General features: G+C 67.7%; 20 protein-coding genes. 19 read left to right on the top strand and 1 reads right to left on the bottom strand.

Annotated features, from left to right (window positions below; all coding sequences use genetic code 11):
- The first annotated feature begins 328 nt into the window (after positions 1 to 328).
- Entirely contained in the window at positions 329 to 1,411 is a 1,083-nt protein-coding gene (locus ACSQ1W_RS10125) for an ABC transporter ATP-binding protein (protein ID WP_192267649.1), read from the top strand.
- A gap of 71 nt (positions 1,412 to 1,482) precedes the next feature.
- Here the strand turns inward: ACSQ1W_RS10125 and ACSQ1W_RS10120 are convergent, their stop codons facing one another.
- Positions 1,483 to 2,685, bottom strand: a complete 1,203-nt coding sequence (locus ACSQ1W_RS10120; protein ID WP_436043236.1) for an aromatic amino acid transaminase — start codon at positions 2,683 to 2,685, stop codon at positions 1,483 to 1,485.
- 276 nt (positions 2,686 to 2,961) lie between these two features.
- On the opposite strand from ACSQ1W_RS10120, the gene smc reads away from it, so the two are divergent.
- The 18 genes from smc to ACSQ1W_RS10030 all read left to right on the top strand — a co-directional run bounded on the left by smc (position 2,962) and on the right by ACSQ1W_RS10030 (position 21,720).
- Positions 2,962 to 6,465 carry a chromosome segregation protein SMC gene (gene smc / locus ACSQ1W_RS10115; RefSeq protein ID WP_436043234.1) on the top strand — a complete coding sequence of 1,168 codons (3,504 nt, stop codon included), beginning with the start codon at positions 2,962 to 2,964 and terminating at the stop codon, positions 6,463 to 6,465.
- A gap of 36 nt (positions 6,466 to 6,501) precedes the next feature.
- The gene (gene zipA, locus ACSQ1W_RS10110) at positions 6,502 to 7,236 is read left to right on the top strand and encodes a cell division protein ZipA (protein WP_192267656.1); all 735 of its coding nucleotides are present in this window, start codon (positions 6,502 to 6,504) and stop codon (positions 7,234 to 7,236) included.
- 116 nt (positions 7,237 to 7,352) lie between these two features.
- On the top strand, positions 7,353 to 7,931 hold the full coding sequence (locus ACSQ1W_RS10105; protein ID WP_436043232.1) for a hypothetical protein: 579 nt from the start codon (positions 7,353 to 7,355) through the stop codon (positions 7,929 to 7,931).
- Between the two features lie 62 nt (positions 7,932 to 7,993).
- Positions 7,994 to 8,437 (top strand): hypothetical protein, encoded by a 444-nt coding sequence (locus tag ACSQ1W_RS10100; protein ID WP_436043230.1) that lies wholly within the window; start codon positions 7,994 to 7,996, stop codon positions 8,435 to 8,437.
- A 132-nt stretch (positions 8,438 to 8,569) separates the two neighbouring features.
- Positions 8,570 to 8,917 (top strand): DUF2200 domain-containing protein, encoded by a 348-nt coding sequence (locus ACSQ1W_RS10095; RefSeq protein ID WP_436043229.1) that lies wholly within the window; start codon positions 8,570 to 8,572, stop codon positions 8,915 to 8,917.
- A gap of 54 nt (positions 8,918 to 8,971) precedes the next feature.
- Positions 8,972 to 9,847, top strand: coding sequence for a hypothetical protein (locus ACSQ1W_RS10090; RefSeq protein ID WP_436043227.1), 876 nt, complete (start codon positions 8,972 to 8,974; stop codon positions 9,845 to 9,847).
- 5 nt (positions 9,848 to 9,852) lie between these two features.
- Positions 9,853 to 10,185, top strand: a complete 333-nt coding sequence (locus ACSQ1W_RS10085; protein WP_436043225.1) for a low molecular weight protein tyrosine phosphatase family protein — start codon at positions 9,853 to 9,855, stop codon at positions 10,183 to 10,185.
- A gap of 309 nt (positions 10,186 to 10,494) precedes the next feature.
- Positions 10,495 to 10,866, top strand: a complete 372-nt coding sequence (locus ACSQ1W_RS10080) for a hypothetical protein (RefSeq protein WP_436043223.1) — start codon at positions 10,495 to 10,497, stop codon at positions 10,864 to 10,866.
- A 2-nt stretch (positions 10,867 to 10,868) separates the two neighbouring features.
- A complete protein-coding gene (locus tag ACSQ1W_RS10075; RefSeq protein ID WP_436043222.1) occupies positions 10,869 to 11,300 on the top strand; it encodes a hypothetical protein in 432 nt (143 codons plus the stop codon).
- 55 nt (positions 11,301 to 11,355) lie between these two features.
- A complete protein-coding gene (locus tag ACSQ1W_RS10070; protein ID WP_436043221.1) occupies positions 11,356 to 11,718 on the top strand; it encodes a GFA family protein in 363 nt (120 codons plus the stop codon).
- Positions 11,719 to 11,741: 23 nt separating this feature from the next.
- Positions 11,742 to 12,284 (top strand): hypothetical protein, encoded by a 543-nt coding sequence (locus ACSQ1W_RS10065; protein WP_436043220.1) that lies wholly within the window; start codon positions 11,742 to 11,744, stop codon positions 12,282 to 12,284.
- Between the two features lie 453 nt (positions 12,285 to 12,737).
- Complete coding sequence (gene ligA, locus ACSQ1W_RS10060; RefSeq protein ID WP_436043218.1) at positions 12,738 to 15,089, top strand: NAD-dependent DNA ligase LigA; 2,352 nt, start codon at positions 12,738 to 12,740, stop codon at positions 15,087 to 15,089.
- Positions 15,086 to 16,105, top strand: coding sequence for an EF-P lysine aminoacylase EpmA (gene epmA, locus ACSQ1W_RS10055; protein WP_436043216.1), 1,020 nt, complete (start codon positions 15,086 to 15,088; stop codon positions 16,103 to 16,105). The genes ligA and epmA overlap by 4 nt, the downstream gene beginning before the upstream one ends.
- A 108-nt stretch (positions 16,106 to 16,213) precedes the next feature.
- Positions 16,214 to 16,954 (top strand): DUF3011 domain-containing protein, encoded by a 741-nt coding sequence (locus tag ACSQ1W_RS10050; protein ID WP_192267677.1) that lies wholly within the window; start codon positions 16,214 to 16,216, stop codon positions 16,952 to 16,954.
- A 49-nt stretch (positions 16,955 to 17,003) separates the two neighbouring features.
- On the top strand, positions 17,004 to 18,062 hold the full coding sequence (gene mtnA / locus ACSQ1W_RS10045; protein WP_436043214.1) for an S-methyl-5-thioribose-1-phosphate isomerase: 1,059 nt from the start codon (positions 17,004 to 17,006) through the stop codon (positions 18,060 to 18,062).
- Between the two features lie 183 nt (positions 18,063 to 18,245).
- Positions 18,246 to 19,385 (top strand): diguanylate cyclase, encoded by a 1,140-nt coding sequence (locus ACSQ1W_RS10040; protein WP_436043213.1) that lies wholly within the window; start codon positions 18,246 to 18,248, stop codon positions 19,383 to 19,385.
- A 95-nt stretch (positions 19,386 to 19,480) separates the two neighbouring features.
- Positions 19,481 to 21,283, top strand: a complete 1,803-nt coding sequence (locus ACSQ1W_RS10035; RefSeq protein ID WP_192267683.1) for a sensor histidine kinase — start codon at positions 19,481 to 19,483, stop codon at positions 21,281 to 21,283.
- A complete protein-coding gene (locus tag ACSQ1W_RS10030) occupies positions 21,280 to 21,720 on the top strand; it encodes a response regulator (RefSeq protein ID WP_436043210.1) in 441 nt (146 codons plus the stop codon). Before ACSQ1W_RS10035 ends, ACSQ1W_RS10030 begins: the two co-directional genes overlap by 4 nt.

Raw genomic sequence — 21,720 nt, 5'->3', positions numbered from 1 at the left:
CATGATAGCGCGCACCTGCGCCGACGGCGTGCAAGCCCGCACGCGCATGCGCCATCCGTATACGTATGCGTCATTCCGGAATAGGTGGCTGCGAGGGAAGCCGGGTGGATGGTCGTCGGGCAGGGCATGGATGGCGTGGCGGGTGCGGGCGCTCCGCGTTGCGTGGGCACACGGTCCGCTTGCGTTGTGAAAACGGTTACATGGCAGAATAGCGCAGCCGCCCGGACCAAGGAACGGGAAGCTGCATGCTCGTCCGTACGGGCATGCCTGCACCCGGGAGGGCCGGGCCGCAGCGAACACACACGGGCCTCGCCCGACCGGAGCAATGATGGCCAGCGTCAAACTCGACCGCGTGCGCAAGGTGTACGACAACGGCCAGGTGGCCGTGCACGGGGCCAGTTTCGAGATCGCCGACGGCGAACTCATGGTGCTGGTCGGTCCCTCCGGCTGCGGCAAGTCCACGCTGCTGCGGATGATCGCGGGACTGGAGGAGATTTCCGACGGCAACCTGCTGATCGGTGACCGCCGCGTCAATGACGTTGCGCCGAAGGACCGCGACATCGCGATGGTGTTCCAGAGCTACGCGCTGTACCCGCACATGACGGTCGCCGAGAACCTCGCCTTCGGCCTGAAGCTGCGCGGCGTGGCGCGCGCGGAGATCGACCGGCGCGTCAACGCCGCCGCCGAGACGCTGGGCATGACCCACATGCTGGGCAAGCTGCCGCGCGAGATGTCCGGTGGACAACGCCAGCGCGTCGCGCTGGGCCGCGCACTGGTGCGCGAGCCGTCGGTGTTCCTGCTCGACGAGCCGCTGTCCAACCTCGACGCCAAGCTGCGCCATTCCGTGCGGACCGAGATCGGCCGCCTGCATCGCCAGCTCGGCGCCACCATGATCTACGTGACCCACGATCAGGTCGAAGCGATGACGCTGGGCCAGCGCATCGTGGTGCTTAAGGACGGCGAGATCCAACAGATCGACACGCCGATGGCGCTGTACGAGAAGCCGGCCAACCTGTTCGTCGCCGGCTTCCTCGGCAGCCCCGCGATGAACGTGTTGCACGGCACGCTGAGCGATGCCGATGGCCTGCAGCTGGTGCTCGATGACGGCGCGCTGCTGCCGCTGGGTCACGCGCAGGTTCCGGACGCGTGGCTCGGCAAGCGCGTGGCACTGGGCCTGCGCCCGGAGCATCTGCTGCCGGCCGGCATCGGCAAGCCGGCCTTCGAGGCGCAGGTGGAGTTGATCGAACCGGTGGGCAACGAGGTCTTCGTCAACCTGACCTACGCGGGTCACGCCCTGGTCGCGCGCATGCCGCCCCAGCGGCTGCCCGAGCCCGGCCAGCCGTTGCGCATCACGGTCGAAGGGGCCGCGCTGCATGTCTTCGATCCTGACAGCGGCCTGCGTCTGGGCTGAGGTTCGCGGTGTCGCAGAAAGAAAAAGGGAGGCCGAAGCCTCCCTTTTTTCCTTCCTGACGACGCCGCAGATCAGCCGCGGCTGACGGTGCGCACCGCGTCCGCCACATAGGCCAGGTTCTGCTGGTTCAGCGCGGCCACGCAGATGCGGCCGGTGCCGACGGCATAGATGCCGAACTCGTCGCGCAGCCGGTCCACCTGCGCCTTGCTCAGGCCGGAGTACGAGAACATGCCGGCCTGCCGCTGGATGAAGGCGAACTCCGGCGCGCCGAGGGCCGCCAGCTTGTCGACCAGGCCGGCACGCAGGGCATGAATGCGCTCGCGCATGCCGCCCAGCTCGCTCTCCCACAGCGTGCGCAGCTCGCTGCTGGCCAGCACGCCGGCGACCAGTGCGGCGCCGTGCGTCGACGGACTGGAGTAGATGGTGCGGATGATGCGCTTGACCTGCGACTGGACCGCCTTGGTGTCCGCGGCATTCGGGCCGACCACCGACAGCGCGCCGACACGCTCGCCGTACAGCGAGAACGACTTGGAGTACGAGTTGGCGACGATGAAGCTGTCGATCCCGGCCTCGGCGACGATGCGGACCGCGGCGCCGTCTTCGGCGATGCCCTTGTCGAAGCCCTGGTAGGCCATGTCGATGAAGGGGAACAGGCCGCGCTCCTTCAGCAGTGCCGCGACCTGCTTCCACTGGTCGACGGTCAGGTCGGCGCCGGTGGGGTTGTGGCAGCAGGCGTGCAGCAGCACGACGGTACCGGGCTTCAGCTTGCCCAGGTCGGCGAGCATGCCGGCGAAATCCAGGCCATGCGTGGCGGCGTCGAAGTAGGTGTAGTCGACGATGTCGAAACCGGCGGCGCCGAACACGGCGCGGTGGTTTTCCCAGCTCGGGTTGCTGATCGCGATGGTGGCGTGCGGCAGCAGCTTCTTCAGCAGGTCCGCGCCGACGCGCAGCGCACCGCTGCCGCCGACGGTCTGGGTGGTGGCCACGCGACCGGCGGCGACCAGTTCCGAGTCCTTGCCGAACACCAGTTCGCGGGTGGCGGCGTCATAGGCGGCCAGGCCGTCGATCGGCAGGTAGCCGCGCGGTTTGCCTTCGGCGGCCAGCGCCTGTTCCACCTGGCGGACGCAGTCGAGCAGGGGAATGCGGCCCTGCTCGTCGTAGTAGATGCCGACGCCCAGGTTGACCTTCTGGGTACGGGGATCGGCGTTGTAAGCCTCGGTCAGCCCCAGGATGGGGTCGCCGGGCACCAGTTCGACGGATGCAAAAAGAGACACGGAGTGGGGACCGTTGATGTGAGAGGGAGGGGGGTGAAGCCGCCCGCGATGCTAACAGGCGCGGGCCGTCTCCGTACGCCCCCGGCCCATCGGCGTACGGCGCCTGCAAGGCCCGGGCATGGCGTGTCACGGGCGGCTATACTCATCCGTTGGCGTGCCTGACGGCAGGCCTGATTGCCACGGAATCAATGACTTGGCAGTCGAAGCTGATCCCACTTCACACTTGCGGCAGCGCGTCGGACCGGTCCGGTCGCGGTGCCCGGAAGACACCGCCGCATGCGCCTTTCCACCATCAAGCTGTCCGGTTTCAAGTCGTTCGTCGATCCCACCGTGCTCCACCTGCCGACCAACATGACCGGCGTGGTCGGGCCGAACGGTTGCGGCAAGTCGAACATCATCGACGCCGTGCGCTGGGTGATGGGCGAAAGTTCGGCCAGCCGCCTGCGCGGCGATTCGCTGACCGACGTGATCTTCTCCGGCTCGGCCGCGCGCAAGCCGGTGTCGCAGGCCTCGGTCGAACTGATCTTCGACAACAGCGATCACACCATCAGCGGCGAGTTCGCCGCCTTCAACGAAATCTCGGTCCGGCGCCTGGTCAGCCGCGACGGCCAGAGCAACTACTACCTCAACGGCACCAAGTGCCGCCGCCGCGACATCACCGACCTGTTCCTCGGCACCGGCCTGGGCCCGCGCAGCTACTCGATCATCGAGCAGGGCATGATCAGCCAGATCATCGAGGCGCGCCCGGAAGACCTGCGCGTGTACCTGGAAGAAGCCGCCGGCATCTCCAAGTACAAGGAGCGCCGCAAGGAAACCGAGACCCGCATCCGCCACACCCGCGAGAACCTGGACCGCCTCAACGACCTGCGCGAGGAGATCGGCAAACAGCTCGAGCACCTCAAGCGCCAGGCCAAGCAGGCCGAGCAGTACAAGGCGCTGCAGGAAGAGCGCCGGGTCAAGGATGCCGAGTGGAAGGCGCTGGAATACCGCGGCCTGGACGGCAAGTTGCAGGGCCTGCGCGAGGCGCTGTCGCAGGAAGAGACGAAGCTGCAGCAGCTGATCGCCGAACAGCGCGAAGCCGAGCGCCTGCTGGAAACCGACCGCGTCCGCCGCGAGGAAGCCGCCGACGGCTTGAACAAGGCGCAGGGTGAGGTCTACCAGGTCGGCAGCACGCTGGCCCGCATCGAACAGCAGATCCAGCATCAGCGCGAACTCGGCGACCGCCTGAAGAAGGCCCGCGACGAAGCGCACAACGCGCTGCAGGAACTCGGTCAGCACATCAGCGGCGACGAGACCCGCCTCACCGTGCTGCGCGAATCCGTCGCCGATGCCGAACCGCAGCTCGAACAGCTGCGCGAGGAGGACGTGTTCCGCCAGGACGCGCTGCGCGAAGCCGAGACCGTGCTGTCCGACTGGCAGCAGCGCTGGGAAACCCACAGCCGCGATTCCGCCGAAGCCTCGCGCGCCGGCGATGTCGAGCGCACCCGTGTCGATTACCTCGACCGGCAATCGCTGGAAGCCGACCGCCGCCGCGAGGTGTTGGCCAACGAGCGCACCGGGCTGGACCTGGACGCACTGGCGACGGCCTTCGAGCAATTGCAGCTGCAGCACGACACCCAGAAGGAATCGCTGGAGACCCTGACCGAGCAGGTCGAGGCACGCAAGCAGGGCGCCGCCGACGTGCAGGAACAGCAGCGCGCCACCCAGACCGAGCTGTCCGACGTACGCAAGCGCGCACAGGAAGCGCGCGGCCGCCTGTCGTCGCTGGAAACGCTGCAGCACGCCGCGCTCGGCCAGGAGCAGGGCGCGGCCATGAGCTGGCTGAAGGCGCGCGGCCTGGACAACGCCTCGCGCGTCGGCGAGAAGCTGACCGTCGAGGCGGGCTGGGAAAACGCCGTCGAAGGCGCGCTCGGCCAGCTGATCGAAGGCGTGCTGGTCGATGCACCGGAGGCCTTGGTCGATGCGCTGGGCGAACTCGGCGACGGCCGTATCGCGCTGGTCTCCGACGACCGCAGCGAGGTCGCGTTCGCGCCGACCTCGCTCGCCGCCAAGGTGCAGGGCCCGGCGGCGATCCGTCGCCTGCTCGCGCGCCTGCACGTGGCCGAGGACCTGACGGACGCGCGTCGCCTGCAGGCCACGCTGGGCGATGGCGATTCCGTCATCACCCGCAATGGCGAGCGCCTCGGCGCGGGCTGGGTGCGCGTGCTGCGCTCCGGCGCGGCCAAGCAGGGCGCGCTGCTGCGCGAGCGCGAGATCCAGTCGCTGCGCGGCGAGATCGAAACGCTGCAGGCGCGCGAGGCGGAGCTGGAAGAACGCCTGGCCAGCCTGCGCGACCAGTTGCTCGCTGCCGAACAGCAACGCGAAGACGCTCAGCGCACGCTGTACATGGCGCACCGGGGCGTCTCCGAACTGGCCGGCCAGCTGCAGAGCCAGCAGGGCAAGGTCGACGCCACCCGCACGCGCCTGGAGCGCATCGACGGCGAACTCGCGCAACTGGTCGAGACGCTGGACGCCAGCCGCGAGCAGGCCCGCGAAGCGCGGGCGAAACTCGAAGACGCGGTCACCCGCATGGGCGACCTGGAATCGAACCGGCAGGCACTGGAGGGCGAGCGCCGCCAGCTCGTCGAGGCCCGCGACCAGGCCCGCGAAGCCGCGCGCACCTCACGCGATACCGCGCACGCACTGGCGCTGACGCTGGAATCGCAGCGCGCCCAGATCGTCTCGCTGAGCCAGGCGCTTGAGCGCATGGGTGGCCAGCGCGGGCAGCTGGATTCACGCCTCGAAGAACTGACGTTCCAGCTCAGCGAAGGCGATTCGCCCGTGCAGGAACTGGAAGCCCAGCGCCAGGCCGCGCTGGAACATCGCGTCACCGCCGACCGGCAACTCTCGGAGGCGCGTTCGCTGCTGGAAGGCATCGACAACGAGTTGCGCAAGTACGAACAGACCCGCCAGCAGCGCGACGAACAGGCTGTGGCGCAGCGCGAGCGCATCTCGCAGCGCAAGCTCGACCAGCAGGCGCTCGCGCTGAAGGCCGGGCAGTTGTCCGAAGGCGTGGTTGCCGGCGGTTTCGTACTGGAAGACGTCATCAACACGCTGCCCGAGGTGGCCGACGTCCGCGAGTGGGAACAGGCGGTCACCCAGATCGATGGCCGCATGCGCCGGCTGGAGCCGGTCAACCTGGCCGCCATCCACGAGTACGGCGAAGCCAGCCAGCGCTCGGAGTACCTGGACGCGCAGAACGTCGACCTGACCACCGCGCTGGAAACGCTGGAAGAAGCCATCCGCAAGATCGACCGCGAGACCCGCGGCCGCTTCAAGGACACCTTCGACCGCGTCAACGCCGGCGTGCAGCAGCTGTATCCGCGCCTGTTCGGCGGCGGCCATGCCTATCTGGAACTGACCGGCGAAGACCTGCTCGACACCGGCGTGGCCATCATGGCGCGCCCGCCGGGCAAGCGTGTGTCCAACATCTCGCTGCTGTCCGGCGGCGAGAAGGCGATGACCGCGGTCGCGCTGGTGTTCGCCATCTTCCAGCTCAATCCGGCGCCGTTCTGCCTGCTGGACGAAGTCGATGCGCCGCTCGACGAGGCCAACGTCGGCCGCTTCACCAACATGGTGAAGGAGATGAGCGAGAAGGTGCAGTTCCTGTTCGTGTCGCACAACAAGGCCACGATGGAAGCCGCACATCAGCTCAGTGGCGTTACCATGCGGGAACCCGGTGTCAGCCGGCTGGTGTCGGTCGACCTGGAAGAGGCCGCCCGCCTCGCCGGTGCCGCCTGACGCCCACCCACATTCCACCTTGCCGGAGAAACCCCTGTGTCCGACATGGCCATCCTTCGCATCGGAATCCTCGTCGCCGGCGTCCTGCTGCTGGCGGCGATCTTCCTGTTCGGCCGTCCCAAGAAGCCCAGCCAGGGCCGCCGCATCGAGACCACCGAGCGCGACACCGCGCGCGTGGAACCCAGCCTGTCGGGCGACGACACCAGTGAGCAGGTGCAGGACTACAGCGGCGAGCGCGTCAGCCAGCCCGAACTCGGCCTGCCCGGCGGCACGCCCGTCGCGGGCGTGGAAAGCGACCTGGGCAAGCGGCCCAACCAGGACTTCGACAAGATCGTCTCGCTGTACGTCGCGGCCAAGGCCGGGCAGGTGCTGCGTGGCGAGGACATCGTGGTGGCGGCCGAGAAGACCGGCCTGACCTTCGGCCACATGAATGTCTTCCACCGGCTGGTGGAAGGGCATCCGGAACGCGGCCCGGTCTTCAGCATGGCCAACATCATGCAGCCGGGCAGTTTCGACATGGCCAACATCCGCACGCTGGAAACCCCGGCCATCGCGTTCTTCCTCACGCTGCCGGCGCCGATGACGGCGCTCGAGGCGTGGGAGAAGCTGGTCCCCAACGTCGAGCGCATGGCCGAACTGCTGGGCGGCGTGGTCCTCGACGACAGCCGCAACACCCTCGGTCGCCAGCGCATCCAGCACATCCGCGAGGAGCTGCGCGCGTACGACCGCCAGCATGAGGCGCCGCCGCTGACGAAGGCGCCGCGGTGGTGAGGATGTGGGCGCCGTAGAGGCGGGAAGCATGGGTGGATTGCCGCGCGCCACTTTACCTGTGACGCTGAAACTCCGCTGACAAGTCGATGGGGTGACGCATGTACTCATGCAGTTCGATGGCCGCCATCTTCCTTGGACTGGCAGTGACCCTTCCGCAGCCGGCAACGTCGGCGGATCCCGCTTTCACGCCTTCGCAGGGATGGATCCTGGTACACCATGGCTCGCCGGCCGAAGTGCAGAAGGCAATCGCCGAGTACGACGAGATAGCGCGCGAGATACACCCCGGCACCTTCCGGATAGAGCTGCACCCGCAGCCCGATGGTCGGACTGCTGTGTTGCTGCCTGATGGGTTTCCTGCTTACGATCTCGTCAACATGACGGGATGGCTGGACACACCGCCTGAGGAGATCGATGCCTACGGTGCGAACGGATGGATCGTGTTGCCCACGAGCGGGATCAAGTACAGCCTCATGCCGGAAGTCGAGAACGCGTGGGGCGATACGATGCTGGGCGCCTCCTCCGAGGGCGTCTCGATTCGGGTCAGGATCCCGGAGGGCGCAGCGTCGGAGATCGCGCAGCGTGTTCCGTATCAGGTGGAACCACACATCGACCTCGTGCCTGATCCCGTCAGGATGGAAGTGACGCTCGATACCAACACGAAGTTCGGCAACCTCGGTTTCGTCGTCGACAAGTAGGATGGGTGGAGCCGAAGGCGATACCCATCGCTTCCGCGGTTGAGAAACACGGAGAGAGTTTCATGGTGCGATGTGTGTGTATCGCCGCGTTGGCTGTGCTACTCGTGGGCTGTAATCCCGAGCGCGTCACCGTCAGCGACGAGCAGCAGGAGGTGTTGGCTCTGTTCGGCTGTCCGGATGCTCACGGAACCTATGAATCGGCCACGATCGAACAGGTGATTGCCGACCCCGCCAGGTTCCACGCGAAACCCATCAAAGTGTCCGGCTTCTACCACGTGTCCTTCGAGAACTCCGCGATCTACCCGGCGCCATCGGCCGTGATGGACTTCAAGCGTGGCCTCTGGCTGCTGGGCCGGAGCGGCGATGACCTGATTGGTCGACGCGTGACGGTGCGTGGCGTGTACGATCCGGGGCAGAACGATGGCCGGCATAGATGGCCCATCGGTGGTCATCTCGGCCAGTGGCCCGGCGCGATCTGTGTCCACTCCATGGAAGCAGCAGATTAGTGCGGATAGGTGGAGCAGAAGGCGATGTCCATCGCCGCCGGTAAGGATGGCTCACGATGGGTATCGCCTTCGGCTCCACCCATCCTACGATGACGTTTCATTGCTTCATCGCGTGCCCCTTGAGGAATGACGATGTCCGCCCACCGCATCTTCACCACCTCCTTCGCCAGCGTGTACCCGCTGTACGTGCAGAAGGCCGAGCGCAAGGGGCGTACGCAGGCTGAAGTCGACCAGATCATCCTCTGGCTGACCGGTTACGACGCGGCCGGGCTCGAGCGGCAAATCCGCGACAAGGTCGATTTCGATACGTTCTTCGCCCAGGCGCCGGCAATGAATCCCAATGCTGCGTTGATCAAGGGTGTGGTCTGCGGCGTGCGTGTCGAAGACGTCGACGACCCGCTGATGCAGAAGATCCGCTACCTCGACAAGCTGGTCGACGAGCTGGCGAAGGGGAAGGCGATGGAGAAGATCCTGCGCTGATGCCGCGACACGGATGGTGCCCGCAATAACCAGTTGCCCCAACGGAGGTGGAGCATGCGACGTTGTCTTCTGATGATCCTTCTTGCATGTGCAGGGCTGGTGTCCGAGGCCGATGCCCAGGACCGCGATCCCTCGTTCGTGCCGGCCCACGACTGGATACTGGTGAAGGAGACGGTCGAGACGGTGCAGGCCGACATCGCGGCCTATCTCGCGCGCTGGCCGGCTGGAAGTCGCCCCGACACCTTCAGGATCGAACTCCACCCGCAGCCCGACGGGCAGGTGGCATTGCTGTTTCCGGAAGGCGTTCCGGCGCCCCAACTCACCCGATTGGCGGCCTGGATAGGCTCGCCCTGCCGGAAGCGGGTTCCCCCCGTCGCTGCCGCGTGGGTCGTGGCCCCGGATGGCGTTGCCTACTACCTCGAATCGGAGCCGGCGCTGGACACGGTGGAGGAGGGCCAGGACCCGCGGGACGACTGCGACGCGGAGGGCGGCCTGCTGACCGGCGCGTCGCGCGCCGGCCAGTCCGTGCGGTACGACGTCCCGAGGACGCGCCTGGTGAAGTCGGACGCAGGGCGCCCCTACCGCGAGGCGCCTGCACTCCGGCGGTCGGACGCCGCGACCACGGTCCGCGTGCCGCTCGACGTTACGATCGAACGCAGCGATGCGCTGGTCCTCGATACGCGCAGCGAACCGGAACTGGTGGATGAGGCCATCGGCGATTGCCGGGTCCTCAACGGTCCCGATGCCGCCATCGGATCGGTATGGTTCTGGCATCAGGCCCATCGTGCCGACGTATCCAGGAAGCTGTGGCACGAAGCGGGCCGCGCCGCCATCGCCGCCAGAATGACCACCGCCACCACGGACGTCGACAAGGCCTGCCTGCGCCGCCTCGCGCGTGAGGCAGAGATCTTCGACATCGTCCGCGAGTAGGCCGCATGCCACGCAACGTCCTCTTCATCTGCACCCAGAACCGCCTGCGCAGCCCAACGGCGGAGCAGGTGTTTGCCGACTGGCCGGGCATCGAGACGGCATCCGCAGGGTTGGGCAACGACGCCGAAGTCCCCGTGTCGCCCGAACTGCTGGCGTGGGCGGATATCGTCTTCGTGATGGAAAAGGCGCATCGCAATCGCCTGTCGGCGAAGTTCGGCAGCCATCTCAAGGGCGCACGGGTGATCTGCCTGGATATCCCGGACGAATACGAATACATGGACCCGGATCTGGTCCGTCTGCTGAAGCAGAAGGTCACACGCTTCCTGCCCACCGCCTGAGATCATCCTCGCTCTCTGCAACGGACACCGCCATGACCCCGACATCCGGCCCGGAAGCCGAAGCCCTCGAACGCGCTGTCAGCGAAGTGCTTCATTACGTGTGGGACCCGATCGGCGTCGCCGGCGTGCCCGGGGCGCGCGACGAGTACGACGGCTACGTGGGAGATGTCTGCGCGCTGTTGTGGCGTGGCGCCGATGCGGAGGGATTGGCTGCGCACCTCGTCGGCATCGCCGATGCGTCGATGGGCCTGCCCGCGACGCAGGCGCGTGCCGAACGCGCCGACGTCGCGTCTTTACGGGAGCCACACCATGATCGACCTGAACCTCGCCGACGTCCGCCCCTTCATCGGCAGCAAGGACTTCGACGTCTCCAAGGCGTTCTACGAAGCCCTCGGCTGGACGACCGAGTATCTCGACGACCAACTGGCGCTGATGGCCAACGGCGATCACCGCTTCTACCTGCAGCGCTACTACCAGAAGGACTGGCTGGAGAACACGATGCTGCACCTGACCGTCGCCGATGCTACCGCCTGCCACGCGAAGATCGCCGCCGTGCTGGCGAGCGGTGCCTACGCTGACGCCCGCGTCGCGCCGCCGAAGCAGGAGGACTACGGCGCGCTGGTGACTTATGTGTGGGATCCGGCGGGCGTGCTGCTGCATCTCGCGGAATGGAGGGAATGACGATGAGCCGCTACGCATTCGCACTCGGCATAGCGCTGTTGGCATGGTCGGGCATCGCGGTGGGACAGCAGACCACCGCGTCGGTCGACAGGGAGGCCTACGTGCGCGCGCGTCTGGTCCTGGTCGAGCCGAACGGGAGCTGCGGCTTCCAGTTTACGGGCTCCCGTGCGCTCTACATGGTCCAGGAAGGGCCGGATGGTTTGCAGGGCGAGCCTCTAGAGGTAATCGTGGGTTGCATCGAGGGACCGATGACCCAGTGGGAGGGCATGGGGGACCTGAAGGCTTTCGTCCCTGGCGATACCCATTACCTGCGCATCAGCAGGGACAACCTTCGCGGGGTGGGGACCTACGACGACAGGGGCGGTCGCGCATGGCATCTGTTGGCGGCATCCCTCAAGCCGCTGGTGATCCCGAAGGCGTCCGCGCCGCATTGATCACCGTGGCGTCTTGTTCGTTTAGGCTGAGCGCCCCGCCAGGACTGTGCAGCCCATGTCGTCACGCCCCCTGCAGACCTACACCGGCAGCTGCCACTGCGGCGCCATCCGCTTCGAGATCGACACCGACTTCCCCGAGTTGACGCAGTGCGACTGCTCGATCTGCCGCAAGAAGAACGCGTTGATGGTGAAGGTGCACGAAAGCGCCTTCCGCCTGCTGGCCGGCGCCGACGCGCTGGCCGAGTACCAGTTCCACACCCACACCGCGCACCACCACTTCTGCAAGGTCTGCGGCATCTATCCGTTCCACCGCAAGCGCGTCACCCCGGACTACTACGGCATCAACGTCTACTGCCTCGACGGCTTCGATCCCGCCGGCATCCCGGTGCGGATGACGGTCGGGGCGGGCATGCCGTGATCGCGACCGGATAGACTCCGGCCATGTGCCGCTTCGTCACCGCCGTCCTTCCCGCCAACGCGCCGCATGAAGCGCTGGACGTGTTGGCGCGGGCCTACGGTCGCCGATTCCTCAGACTGTCGAATCCCTCGGTGATGCGGCAGCTCGCACCAGACGAAGCCTGGTTCCTGACGACGCTGGGTCATTGCGATTGTGATGAGCCGCTGGGTGCGCGCCGTACGCAGGAGGGCGATTGGGAAGAGATGGCCCACAAGCTGGCACGCAAGGGCTGGGGAGAAGGCAAGATCGCCCGCGCCATCGCGCAGAAGCGCGAGCAGGCGGAGGCCGCGGACGGCGTGCGGCGGAGACGCGCAGACGATGAGCTGACCCGCTGGCTCGCCTTCGTGGATGCCGTCCTGACGCCCGGTCACGTCCGAGAACTTGGCCTGCTGCTGCACTTCTATGGCGGCGGGCCTGAGGACGAAGAGGTGACGATCCGACAGCGCCGCAGAGTAGGTCGTTCGGAAGATCGCGCCGCGCTGCTGCACGGTATGGAACAGGACGTGCTGTACCTGTTCCACGCCTGACCAGGCCCGCATCAGGCGTTCCACGCACCGCACTTCTCACATTCCCAGCAGGAGATGGCTCTCGGAGCCCCATCGATGGCCCTCCGAGCCCCATCCGCGAGGCTCGGATTCCCAACGATGGAGCACGGGAGTGCCATCGATGGGTCTCCGGAAGCCATCGATGGCTTTCTAAGACCCATCGATCGCTTTCCGAAACCCATCGATGGGATTCCAGATGCCATCGATCGCTTTCCGAGAGCCATCGATGGCTCTCGGAATGCCATGCCATCGCTCCCGGAAAGCCATCGATGGCTCTCAGAGACCCATCGATGGCTTTCCGAGCCCGGGACATCACACTCCGGACCCGATCGTTGGCATTCCGGGCTCCATCTGCCCTCGGACCGCGGGCAGGGCCGGCCCTCGATGCCCCGGTGTTGCACGCCCTGTCACAGTCGTCGGCCTTAGAATTCCCCCATGACACCCACGCCCGCCGCCCGCATCGCCGACCTCCGCCGCCAGTTGGAGGACGCCAACTACCGCTACCACGTGCTGGACGAACCCAGCATTCCGGACGCCGAGTACGACCGCCTGCTGCGCGCGCTGGATGAACTGGAAGCCGCGCATCCCGAGCTGGTCACCGCCGATTCGCCCACCCAGCGCGTGGGCAGCGCGCCGGCCGGCAAGTTCGCCGAGGTCCGCCACGCCATCCCGATGCTGTCGCTGGGCAATGCCTTCAGCGACGAGGAGGTGCACGACTTCGTCCGCCGTATCGCCGACAAACTTAAGCGGCCCGCGCTCCGCTTCTCCGCCGAGCCCAAGCTCGACGGCCTTGCGATCAGCCTGCGCTACGAGGACGGTGCTTTCGTGCAGGGCGCCACCCGTGGCGACGGCGCCACCGGCGAGGACGTCACCCTCAACCTCAGGACCGTCAAAGCCATCCCGCTGAAGCTGCGTGGCAAGGACTGGCCGGCGGTGCTGGAAGTGCGCGGCGAGGTCTACATGCCGCGCGCGGATTTCGAGAAGTACAACGAACAGGCCCGCCTGCATGGCGGCAAGGTGCTGGCCAACCCGCGCAACGGCGCCGCCGGTTCGCTGCGCCAGCTCGACCCGCGCATCACCGCGCAGCGGCCGCTGGCGTTCTTCGCCTACGGCACCGGCCTGGTGGAAGGCGGCGAACTGCCGGATTCGCACTCGGCCACGCTGGCGCAGCTGCGTGCGTGGGGTTTCCCGGTCAGCAGCCTCAGCGACGTGGTGGAAGGCGCCGACGGGTTGCTGGCGTATTACCACCGCATCGGCGAAGCCCGCGACGGGCTGCCGTTCGACATCGACGGCGTGGTCTACAAGCTGGACGACGGCGAAGGGCAGCGCGAGATGGGCTTCGTCTCGCGTGCGCCGCGCTGGGCGATCGCACACAAGTTCCCGGCGCAGGAGCAGGCGACCACCGTCGAGGCCATCGAGATCCAGATCGGCCGCACCGGTGCCGCCACCCCGGTCGCGCGGCTGACGCCGGTGCATGTGGCCGGCGTCATCGTCACCAACGCCACCCTGCACAACGCCGACCAGATCGCACGGCTCGACGTGCGCGTCGGCGACAGCGTGATCGTGCGCCGCGCCGGCGACGTCATCCCGGAAGTGGCGGGCGTGATCCTCGAACGTCGCCCCGACGGCACCGTGCCGTGGCAGATGCCGACGCACTGCCCGGTGTGCGGCGCCGAGATCGTGCGCGAGGAAGGCGAGGCGGTGTGGCGCTGCTCGGGCGAACTGAGCTGCCCGGCGCAGCGCAAGGAATCGCTGCGGCACTTCGCCTCGCGCCGTGCGATGGACATCGAAGGCCTGGGCGACCGCTATATCGAGGACCTGTCCGATCTGGGTTACCTGACGTCCATCGCCGATCTCTACAAGCTGACGCTGGACGACCTGCTGGAGATGAAGCGTCGCGTGGACGAGCGCGACGGCACCACGCCCGAAACGGTGAAGGCCGGCAAGGTCGCGACCAAGTGGGCGGACAACCTGATCGAGGCCATCGACCGCAGCCGCGCTACCACGCTCGAGCGCTTCCTGTTCGCGCTCGGCATCCAGCACGTCGGCGAGAGCACGGCCAAGGCGCTGGCACTGTGGTACGGCGACCTGCAGCGCATCCGTCACTTGCCGTGGCCGCTGTTCAAGCGCGTACCCGACATCGGCGGCGAAGTCGCGCGCTCGCTCGGCCATTTCTTCGACCAGCCCGGCAACCAGCAGGCCATCGACGACCTGCTGGCGCGCGGCGTGGTGATCGGCGATACGCATCCGCCTTCCGGCAAGCTGCGCGCGGAGCTGGATCTCGCGACGGTGCTGGTCGACCTGGAGATTCCCAAGGTCACCCGCATCCGCGCGGAGCAACTCGCATCGGCGTTCCCGTCGGTCGACGCGCTGCTGGACGCCCCTGCGCACAACTTCGTCACCGCCGGCCTGCCGAGCGAATCGGCGAATGCGTTCGCCGCGTGGCTGGAGGATGAAACCAACGCCAAGTTGCTGTCGCGCAGCGGTGCGGCGCTGGATGAACTGCTGGCCATCACGCCGGAAGACGTCGCCGTCGCCGCCGGCCCGCTCGACGGCAAGACCGTCGTGCTCACCGGCGGCCTGGCCGCGATGAGTCGCGATGAAGCCGGCGAAAAGCTCGAAGCTCTCGGCGCCAAGGTGTCCGGCAGCGTGTCGAAGAAGACGCACATCGTGGTCGCCGGTGAAGCCGCCGGCTCCAAGCTCGCCAAGGCGCAGGAACTGGGCATCGAGATCTGGGATGAAGCGCAATTGCTCGCGTTTCTGGCGAAGCATGGGAGTGGCGCGTGAGTCGCTGGCGACCGGGACCGACATGGACGGACGGTGTCGCCGGTCTCGCCTGGGCACCCTCCGGTTCGCGTGATGCGCTGCGCCTTCGTGCCTGGGTGAACCGTCTGGTACGCGAGTTCTTCTTCGCGCGGGACGTGTTGGAGGTCGAGACGCCGATCATGTCGCGGGCGGGCAATACCGATCCGAACATCGCCTCGTTCTCGCTCGACTTCTCGGGTCGCACTGATGGCGCGCCGCGTACACGCTGGCTGCGCACCTCGCCGGAGTTTCCGCTGAAGCGCCTGCTCGCAGCGGGCGTGGGCGATTGCTTCGAACTGGGCCGGGTATTCCGCGATGGCGAGGCGGGGGGGCGGCACAACCCGGAGTTCACGATGCTCGAGTGGTACCGGGTCGGCTGGACGCTGGAGCCGCTGATCGAGGAGACGGTGGCGCTGGTGCAGGCGGCGCTCTCGATGATCGGGCGGGAGGCCACGGTGTCGCGGATCAGCTTCCGCGAGCTCTATCGGCAGCGCCTCGGCTTCGATCCGATGACGGCCGACCTGGACGTGGTGCGCAACGCCGCGGCCGGCATCGCCATCGACGGCGAGGGCCTGACGCGCGACGACTGGCTGGACCTGTTGATGACGCATGCGCTGCAGCCCACGTTCGGGCGCGACGAGATCTTCGTGGTCCACGACTATCCGGCCACGCAGTCGGCGCTGGCGCGCGTGGTGGAGCGCGATGGCATGCCGGTCGCGGAGCGCTTCGAGCTTTACCTGGGCGCGCTGGAACTGGCCAACGGCTATCACGAGCTGACCGATGCGGTAGAGCAGCGGGCGCGGTTCGAGCGCGATGTCGCGATGCGGCAGGCGCGTGGCGACATCGCACCGCCGATCGATGCCGCCTTGCTGGACGCACTGGCGAACGGCATGCCGGCCTGCGCCGGCGTGGCGCTGGGCGTGGACCGGCTGCTGATGGCGATGCTGGATACGCCGCGCATCGCCGATGTAGTGGCGTTCGACTTCGCGCGCGGCTGAAAGCCAGCCAAACATTGCGTGCGGGTCGAGCGGACTGCAAACGGTTTCGTGAGGCCGCGTTCATTTTCGCTGCGTAGATTGCGAATCAACACCGACGAGGACGCTGCCATGGAACGCCACCTGATCGCTTCGCTGATGCTGGGAACCGCCGCACTGCTCGGCACCGCTGCGGCCAAGGCCGCGCCGCAGTACGACGATCGCTACGGCGGCAACGGGCAGACGGTCCGCTGCGAGTCACCGAGCAATCGTTACCGCGAATGCCCGATGGATACCCGCGGCGGCGTGCAGCTGACGCGCCAGCTGTCGAGCACGCGCTGCGAGGAAGGTCGCAACTGGGGGCAGGGTCGCAACGGGGTGTGGGTCGATCGCGGTTGCCGCGCCGAGTTCACCAGCCGTCGCGGCGGCGGTTGGGGCAATGGCGGTGGCTGGTCGGGCAATGGCCAGCGCATCCGCTGCGAATCGGACAATGGCCGTACGCGGACCTGCGCGATCCCGTCGCGCGCCGACGTCAGGCTGGTGCGCCAGCTGTCGAGCTCGCGCTGCGTCGAGGGCCAGACCTGGGGCCAGGACCGCAACGGCTTGTGGGTGACGCAGGGCTGCCGTGCCGAGTTCGAGGTGTACGGACGTGGCAACGGCGGCAACTGGGGCAACAATGGCGGCAATTACGGACGCACCTTCCGCTGCGAGTCCGACAACGGCCGCACGCGCACCTGCGGCGTCGACGGGCGCCGGGTGGAGCTGGTCCGCCAGCTGTCGAGCAGCGCCTGCATCGAGGGCCGCACCTGGGGGCGCGACAACCGGGGCGTGTGGGTGACGTCGGGATGCCGGGCCGAGTTCCGCAGCTGGTGAGTTCCACGAGGGGAACGGCCCGCCCACGGCGGGCCGTTACAATGCGGGCATGAACGACGCCATCGACTACGCCCGTTACGACCGCATCCGTCCGATCCGCTGGACCGGCACCGCCCTGGAACTGCTGGATCAGCGCAAGCTCCCGTTCGTCGTGGAGTACCTGGCCTGCACGACCAGCGACGAGGTCGCGACGGCCATCCGCGACCTGGCCGTGCGCGGCGCGCCTGCCATCGGCATCGCTGCCGCCTGGGGCGTGGTGCTGGCTTCGCGCGAGGTGCTGGCGGCGACGCCGACCGAGGCGCTCGAAAAGCTCGAACCGGCCTTGCAGCGCCTCAATGACGCACGCCCCACGGCGGTCAACCTGGCCTGGGCGCTGGCGCGCATGCGGGCCGCGCTGCGCACCGCCGGCAGCGACTGGCGCGGCGTGCTGGAACTGGAAGCGCTGGCGATCGCCGAGGAAGACCTGGCGGCGAACCGCCACATGGGCGAGCTCGGCGCGGCGCTGATCGGCGAGGGCAGCGGTGTGCTGACCCACTGCAATACGGGTTCGCTGGCGACCGCCGGCTTCGGCACCGCGCTGGGCGTGATCCGCGCCGGCGTGGCGCAGGGGCGCATCGGCAAGGTGTACGCCGGCGAGACGCGACCGTGGCAGCAGGGCGCGCGGCTGACCGCGTGGGAACTGCAGCAGGACGGCATTCCCGCCACGCTGATCGCCGACTCCGCCGCCTCGCACCTGATGAAGACCGGGGCCGTGCAGTGGGTGGTCGTGGGTGCAGACCGCATCTGCGCCAACGGCGATACCGCCAACAAGATCGGCACCTACCAGCTGGCCATCGCTGCGCGCCACCACGGTGCGAAGTTCATGGTGGTGGCGCCGTCGTCGACGGTGGACATGGCCACGCCGAACGGCGAGGCCATCCACATCGAGGAGCGCGACCCGGCGGAACTGCTCGGCATCGGCGGCACGCGGATCGTCGCCGACGGCGTGGCGGCCTGGAACCCGGTGTTCGACGTCACCCCGGCCTCGCTCATCGACGCCATCGTCACTGAGAAGGGTGTGATCGAGCAGCCGGACGAAGCACGCATGCGGGCCGCGTTCGGCGGATGACACCGGCCGCCCGCGCGTCCGTCCTGTCCAACAGCGACGCAGCGCGTCAGCGGCTTACGGAGGCGGGCATGCGGGTGGCAGGGGGGGCGCCTGAGGCGCGCCCGCCGCATACGGGACGGCGCCACGGACGGTGGCGTGGCACGCAGGTTGCATCGCGGGAAAGGTCCCGTCCAGGAATCGCGCATGCGCGCCCAGACCGTCCACGCACCGATCGTCGCCCCCGGCTTGCGCCATAGCCTGCGAACGCTGTTGTCGCGCCGGTCGACCCGGGCGCTGGATGCCGCCGAACGCGAAGACCTTGCGGTCGCGCAGCTGCGCGCGACACGCCCGATCGTCAGCGGCGTGCTGCTGTGCGGCGCGGTGCTGCTGGCCATCATCGCGCTCTTCGAACTGGCGGAAGTGACGCCGTCGATCGGCTATCCGGTGTGGGTGCAGTTGCTGGCGTCGGTCGGTGTCGCGGGCTGCGCCGCAGGCGTTGCGCGGCTGGTGCAGTGGCAGCACCGGCTGATGCTGGTGCTGGCGGGCACGCTGCTGGCCGGCATCTTCATGAGCATGCCGCTACCGGGAGCCACCGGCCAACTGGCGCTGCGCACCGGCCTGTTCCAGTTGCTGCCGCTGGCGTTGATGGCGCTGATGGTGCGTCCAGTGTCGCTGTTGGCGCTGGCATTGCTGATCGTGGTGATGGCACAGCTGCGCATCGCGCTGTACGGCGCGCCGGGCACGGGCACTGCGCTGTACTGGCTGTACACCCTGACGACGATCGGCTTCGGCCTGGTGCTGGCGGGGTATCGCACGGACTTCGCGGTATCCGCGTGGCAGATGCGCCGCCGGCTGGTGCGGCAGGCGCACACGGATGAACTGACCGGACTGCTGAACCGTAATGGCTGGGGCGACCATGCGGTCGCCGCGCATGCGCGGGCCGTTGCCGCCGGCAATCCGGTGGCGGTGGTGGTGCTGGACATCGATTTCTTCAAGCGCATCAACGACGACCACGGCCACGATGGCGGCGACGCAGTGCTGCAGCGACTGGGCGGCATCATGCGTGCCCGCGTCGGTGCGACCGGTTGCGCGGCGCGTATCGGTGGTGAGGAGTTCGCCGTGCTGCTGGAAGGGAACGACGCGCTGGAGGCAGAGGCGTTCGCCGAACGTCTGCGCCGTGAATTCGGCAAGGCGCAGGGCGAGGTGGCGACGACGCTCTCTGCCGGCGTTGCCCACCATCGACCGGGCGAGTCGCTGGGTGACCAGATGCGGCGTGCCGATGTGGCGCTGTACGACGCCAAGCGCGAAGGGCGCGACCGCGTTCATGTTGCGGACGTTTCCTGAACGACCCAGATGTGATTCCAAATGTGACAACCCTGCGCTAGCATCCTTGCGATGTCGGCAGGGCACCCCTGCGACGCAGTGAATACCAGGGGATCATGAACGACGACAGCACCCGGCAGACCTGGGGACGATGGCGACTGCCCCTGCTGGGGCTGGTGGTCCTGCTGATCGTGGTCGGCCCGGTGATTCTGCTCCAGCGCCTGTCGCGCTCCAGCCAGGAAGCCATCGACGTCGTCGTGCACACGCACCAGGTGGAAGCCGCCGTCCTGGCGCTGGCGCTGGATGTCCGCGAGATCGAAAGTTCGGCCATGTTGATCGCACTGGGCGCGGACCATCCGCTGGCGCGCGATCGCCTGGTGAACGGGCGCCGCGCGTTGCCGGAGCGGTTCGACACGCTGGCCCGGTTGACCGCGGACAATCCCGAGCAGCTGGTGCGCGTCGGCAGGCTGCGCGAACTCGTCGATGCCCGCATCGACGTGGTCGATCAATTGATCGAGGCGCCCGAAGCGTATCGGGGCAGTGTGGTCTCGCCGCTGGCTACGCGGTTCCCCATCCGCGGCCTGCTGAACGACATCCTGGTCGACGAGCAGGCCCTGCTGGCCGAACGCAGTGGCGATGCCACCGAGCAACGGCAGCGCATGGAATGGATCCGGATGATCGCGCTGGGCGCGCAGTTGCTGCTGCTGTCTCTGGTGCTGATGTCGTTGGGTCGCCAGGTGGCGCGCCGGCTTACAGCGGAGAAAGGCACGCTACGGGCGAGCCAGCGCGCACTGGTGGTGCTGGACACGGTGCGCGAGCCCATCGTGCTGCTAGATGGCGAACAGCACATCCAGATGCACAACGCCGCCTTCGGCGAGCTGTATGGCGTCGAGAAGGGCAAGACGGCCGTCAGCCTCGACGAGTTGGGCGAGGCGTGGCAGGACAAGGTGATGCGCCAGCGGCTGGATGACGTGCTGGCGCGCGGTCGCGAACTGTGGGACTACGAACTGCAGCAGGAGACCGCCGACGGCCTGCGCCGCACGGTGCTGCTCAATGCGCGCCGCATGCCGCTTCCCGACAACGACGACCACGCCGTGCTGGTGACGGTCAGCGACATCTCGCTGCAGAAGACCGCGCAGCAGGAGATCGCCGCGCTGAACCGCCAGTTGGAGGGCAAGGTGGAGCAGGTCTCGGAAGTGAACCGCGAACTGGAAGCCTTCAGCTATTCGGTCTCGCACGACCTGCGTGCGCCGCTGCGGCACGTGGCCGGTTTCTCGGACAAGCTCGGCCGCCACCTGGGCGAGGGCATGGACGACAAGAGCCGCCATTACATCGGCGTGATCGGCGACTCCGCGCGCCGCATGTCGCAGCTGATCGACGATCTACTGGTCTACTCGCGCCTGGGCCGCAGCGCGCTGCGCCTGCAGGCGGTGGACATGCAGTCGCTGGTGGCCGAGGCCCGCGCGATGCTGGACGCCAACGAGGCCAACGACGGTCGCGCCGACCGCGTCGAGTGGCGCGTCTCGCCGATGCCCATCGTGCTGGCCGACGAGAATATGATGCGGCAGGTGTGGAGCAACCTGTTGGGTAATGCGCTGAAGTACAGCAGCCAGCGCGAGCGCTCGGTCATCGAGGTCGAGCACCGGTTGCAGGCCGACGGCAGTCATCTGTTCAGCGTGCGCGACAACGGTGCCGGCTTCGACATGGCGTATGCGGGTAAGCTGTTCGGCGTCTTCCAGCGCCTGCACAAGGCCAGCGAGTTCGCCGGCACCGGCATCGGCCTGGCGAGCGTGCGCCGCGTGCTGGGTCGCCATGGCGGCCGCATCTGGGCCGAGGCGGTGCCCGACCAGGGCGCGACCTTCTTCTTCACCCTTCCCGCGGCGCTCGATGCTCCGCTTTCCCGAGAGAGAGACGCATGAGCGACATCCGCACCATCCTGCTGGCCGAGGACAGCCTGGCCGACGCCGAAATGGCGATCGACGCGCTGCGCGAGGCCAACCTGGCCAACCCCATCGTGCATGTCGAGGATGGCGTCGAAGCACTGGATTACCTGTTCCGCCGCGGCGCGCACGCCGATCGCCCCGAAGGCATGCCGTCGGTGCTGCTGCTGGACATCAAGATGCCGCGCATGGACGGCCTGGAAGTGCTGAAGCACATCCGCGGCGACGACAAGCTCCGCCATCTGCCGGTGGTGATCCTGTCGTCCTCGCGCGAGGAAAGCGACCTGGCGCGCAGCTGGGACCTGGGCGTGAACGCCTACGTGGTCAAGCCCGTCGACATCGACCAGTTCTTCCAGGCGGTGAAGACGCTGGGCACGTTCTGGGCCGTGATCAACGAAACCCCGGCCAAGGGCTGA

Origin of the sequence: Pseudoxanthomonas sp. LjRoot143, from assembly GCF_964252945.1 — a bacterium.
In the GTDB taxonomy this organism is placed as follows: domain Bacteria; phylum Pseudomonadota; class Gammaproteobacteria; order Xanthomonadales; family Xanthomonadaceae; genus Pseudoxanthomonas_A.
The sequence above is the reverse complement of the archived record's forward strand: the minus strand, read 5'-3'. Positions and strand labels throughout refer to the sequence as shown.

Coding starts and splice junctions, on each gene's coding strand:
- ACSQ1W_RS10125 (WP_192267649.1), top strand. CDS start 329: ATGGCCAGCGTCAAACTCGACCGCGTGCGCAAGGTGTACGACAACGGC.
- smc (WP_436043234.1), top strand. CDS start 2,962: ATGCGCCTTTCCACCATCAAGCTGTCCGGTTTCAAGTCGTTCGTCGAT.
- ACSQ1W_RS10105 (WP_436043232.1), top strand. CDS start 7,353: ATGGCCGCCATCTTCCTTGGACTGGCAGTGACCCTTCCGCAGCCGGCA.
- ACSQ1W_RS10100 (WP_436043230.1), top strand. CDS start 7,994: ATGGTGCGATGTGTGTGTATCGCCGCGTTGGCTGTGCTACTCGTGGGC.
- ACSQ1W_RS10095 (WP_436043229.1), top strand. CDS start 8,570: ATGTCCGCCCACCGCATCTTCACCACCTCCTTCGCCAGCGTGTACCCG.
- ACSQ1W_RS10090 (WP_436043227.1), top strand. CDS start 8,972: ATGCGACGTTGTCTTCTGATGATCCTTCTTGCATGTGCAGGGCTGGTG.
- ACSQ1W_RS10085 (WP_436043225.1), top strand. CDS start 9,853: ATGCCACGCAACGTCCTCTTCATCTGCACCCAGAACCGCCTGCGCAGC.
- ACSQ1W_RS10080 (WP_436043223.1), top strand. CDS start 10,495: ATGATCGACCTGAACCTCGCCGACGTCCGCCCCTTCATCGGCAGCAAG.
- ACSQ1W_RS10075 (WP_436043222.1), top strand. CDS start 10,869: ATGAGCCGCTACGCATTCGCACTCGGCATAGCGCTGTTGGCATGGTCG.
- ACSQ1W_RS10070 (WP_436043221.1), top strand. CDS start 11,356: ATGTCGTCACGCCCCCTGCAGACCTACACCGGCAGCTGCCACTGCGGC.
- ACSQ1W_RS10065 (WP_436043220.1), top strand. CDS start 11,742: ATGTGCCGCTTCGTCACCGCCGTCCTTCCCGCCAACGCGCCGCATGAA.
- ligA (WP_436043218.1), top strand. CDS start 12,738: ATGACACCCACGCCCGCCGCCCGCATCGCCGACCTCCGCCGCCAGTTG.
- ACSQ1W_RS10050 (WP_192267677.1), top strand. CDS start 16,214: ATGGAACGCCACCTGATCGCTTCGCTGATGCTGGGAACCGCCGCACTG.
- mtnA (WP_436043214.1), top strand. CDS start 17,004: ATGAACGACGCCATCGACTACGCCCGTTACGACCGCATCCGTCCGATC.
- ACSQ1W_RS10040 (WP_436043213.1), top strand. CDS start 18,246: ATGCGCGCCCAGACCGTCCACGCACCGATCGTCGCCCCCGGCTTGCGC.
- ACSQ1W_RS10035 (WP_192267683.1), top strand. CDS start 19,481: ATGAACGACGACAGCACCCGGCAGACCTGGGGACGATGGCGACTGCCC.
- ACSQ1W_RS10030 (WP_436043210.1), top strand. CDS start 21,280: ATGAGCGACATCCGCACCATCCTGCTGGCCGAGGACAGCCTGGCCGAC.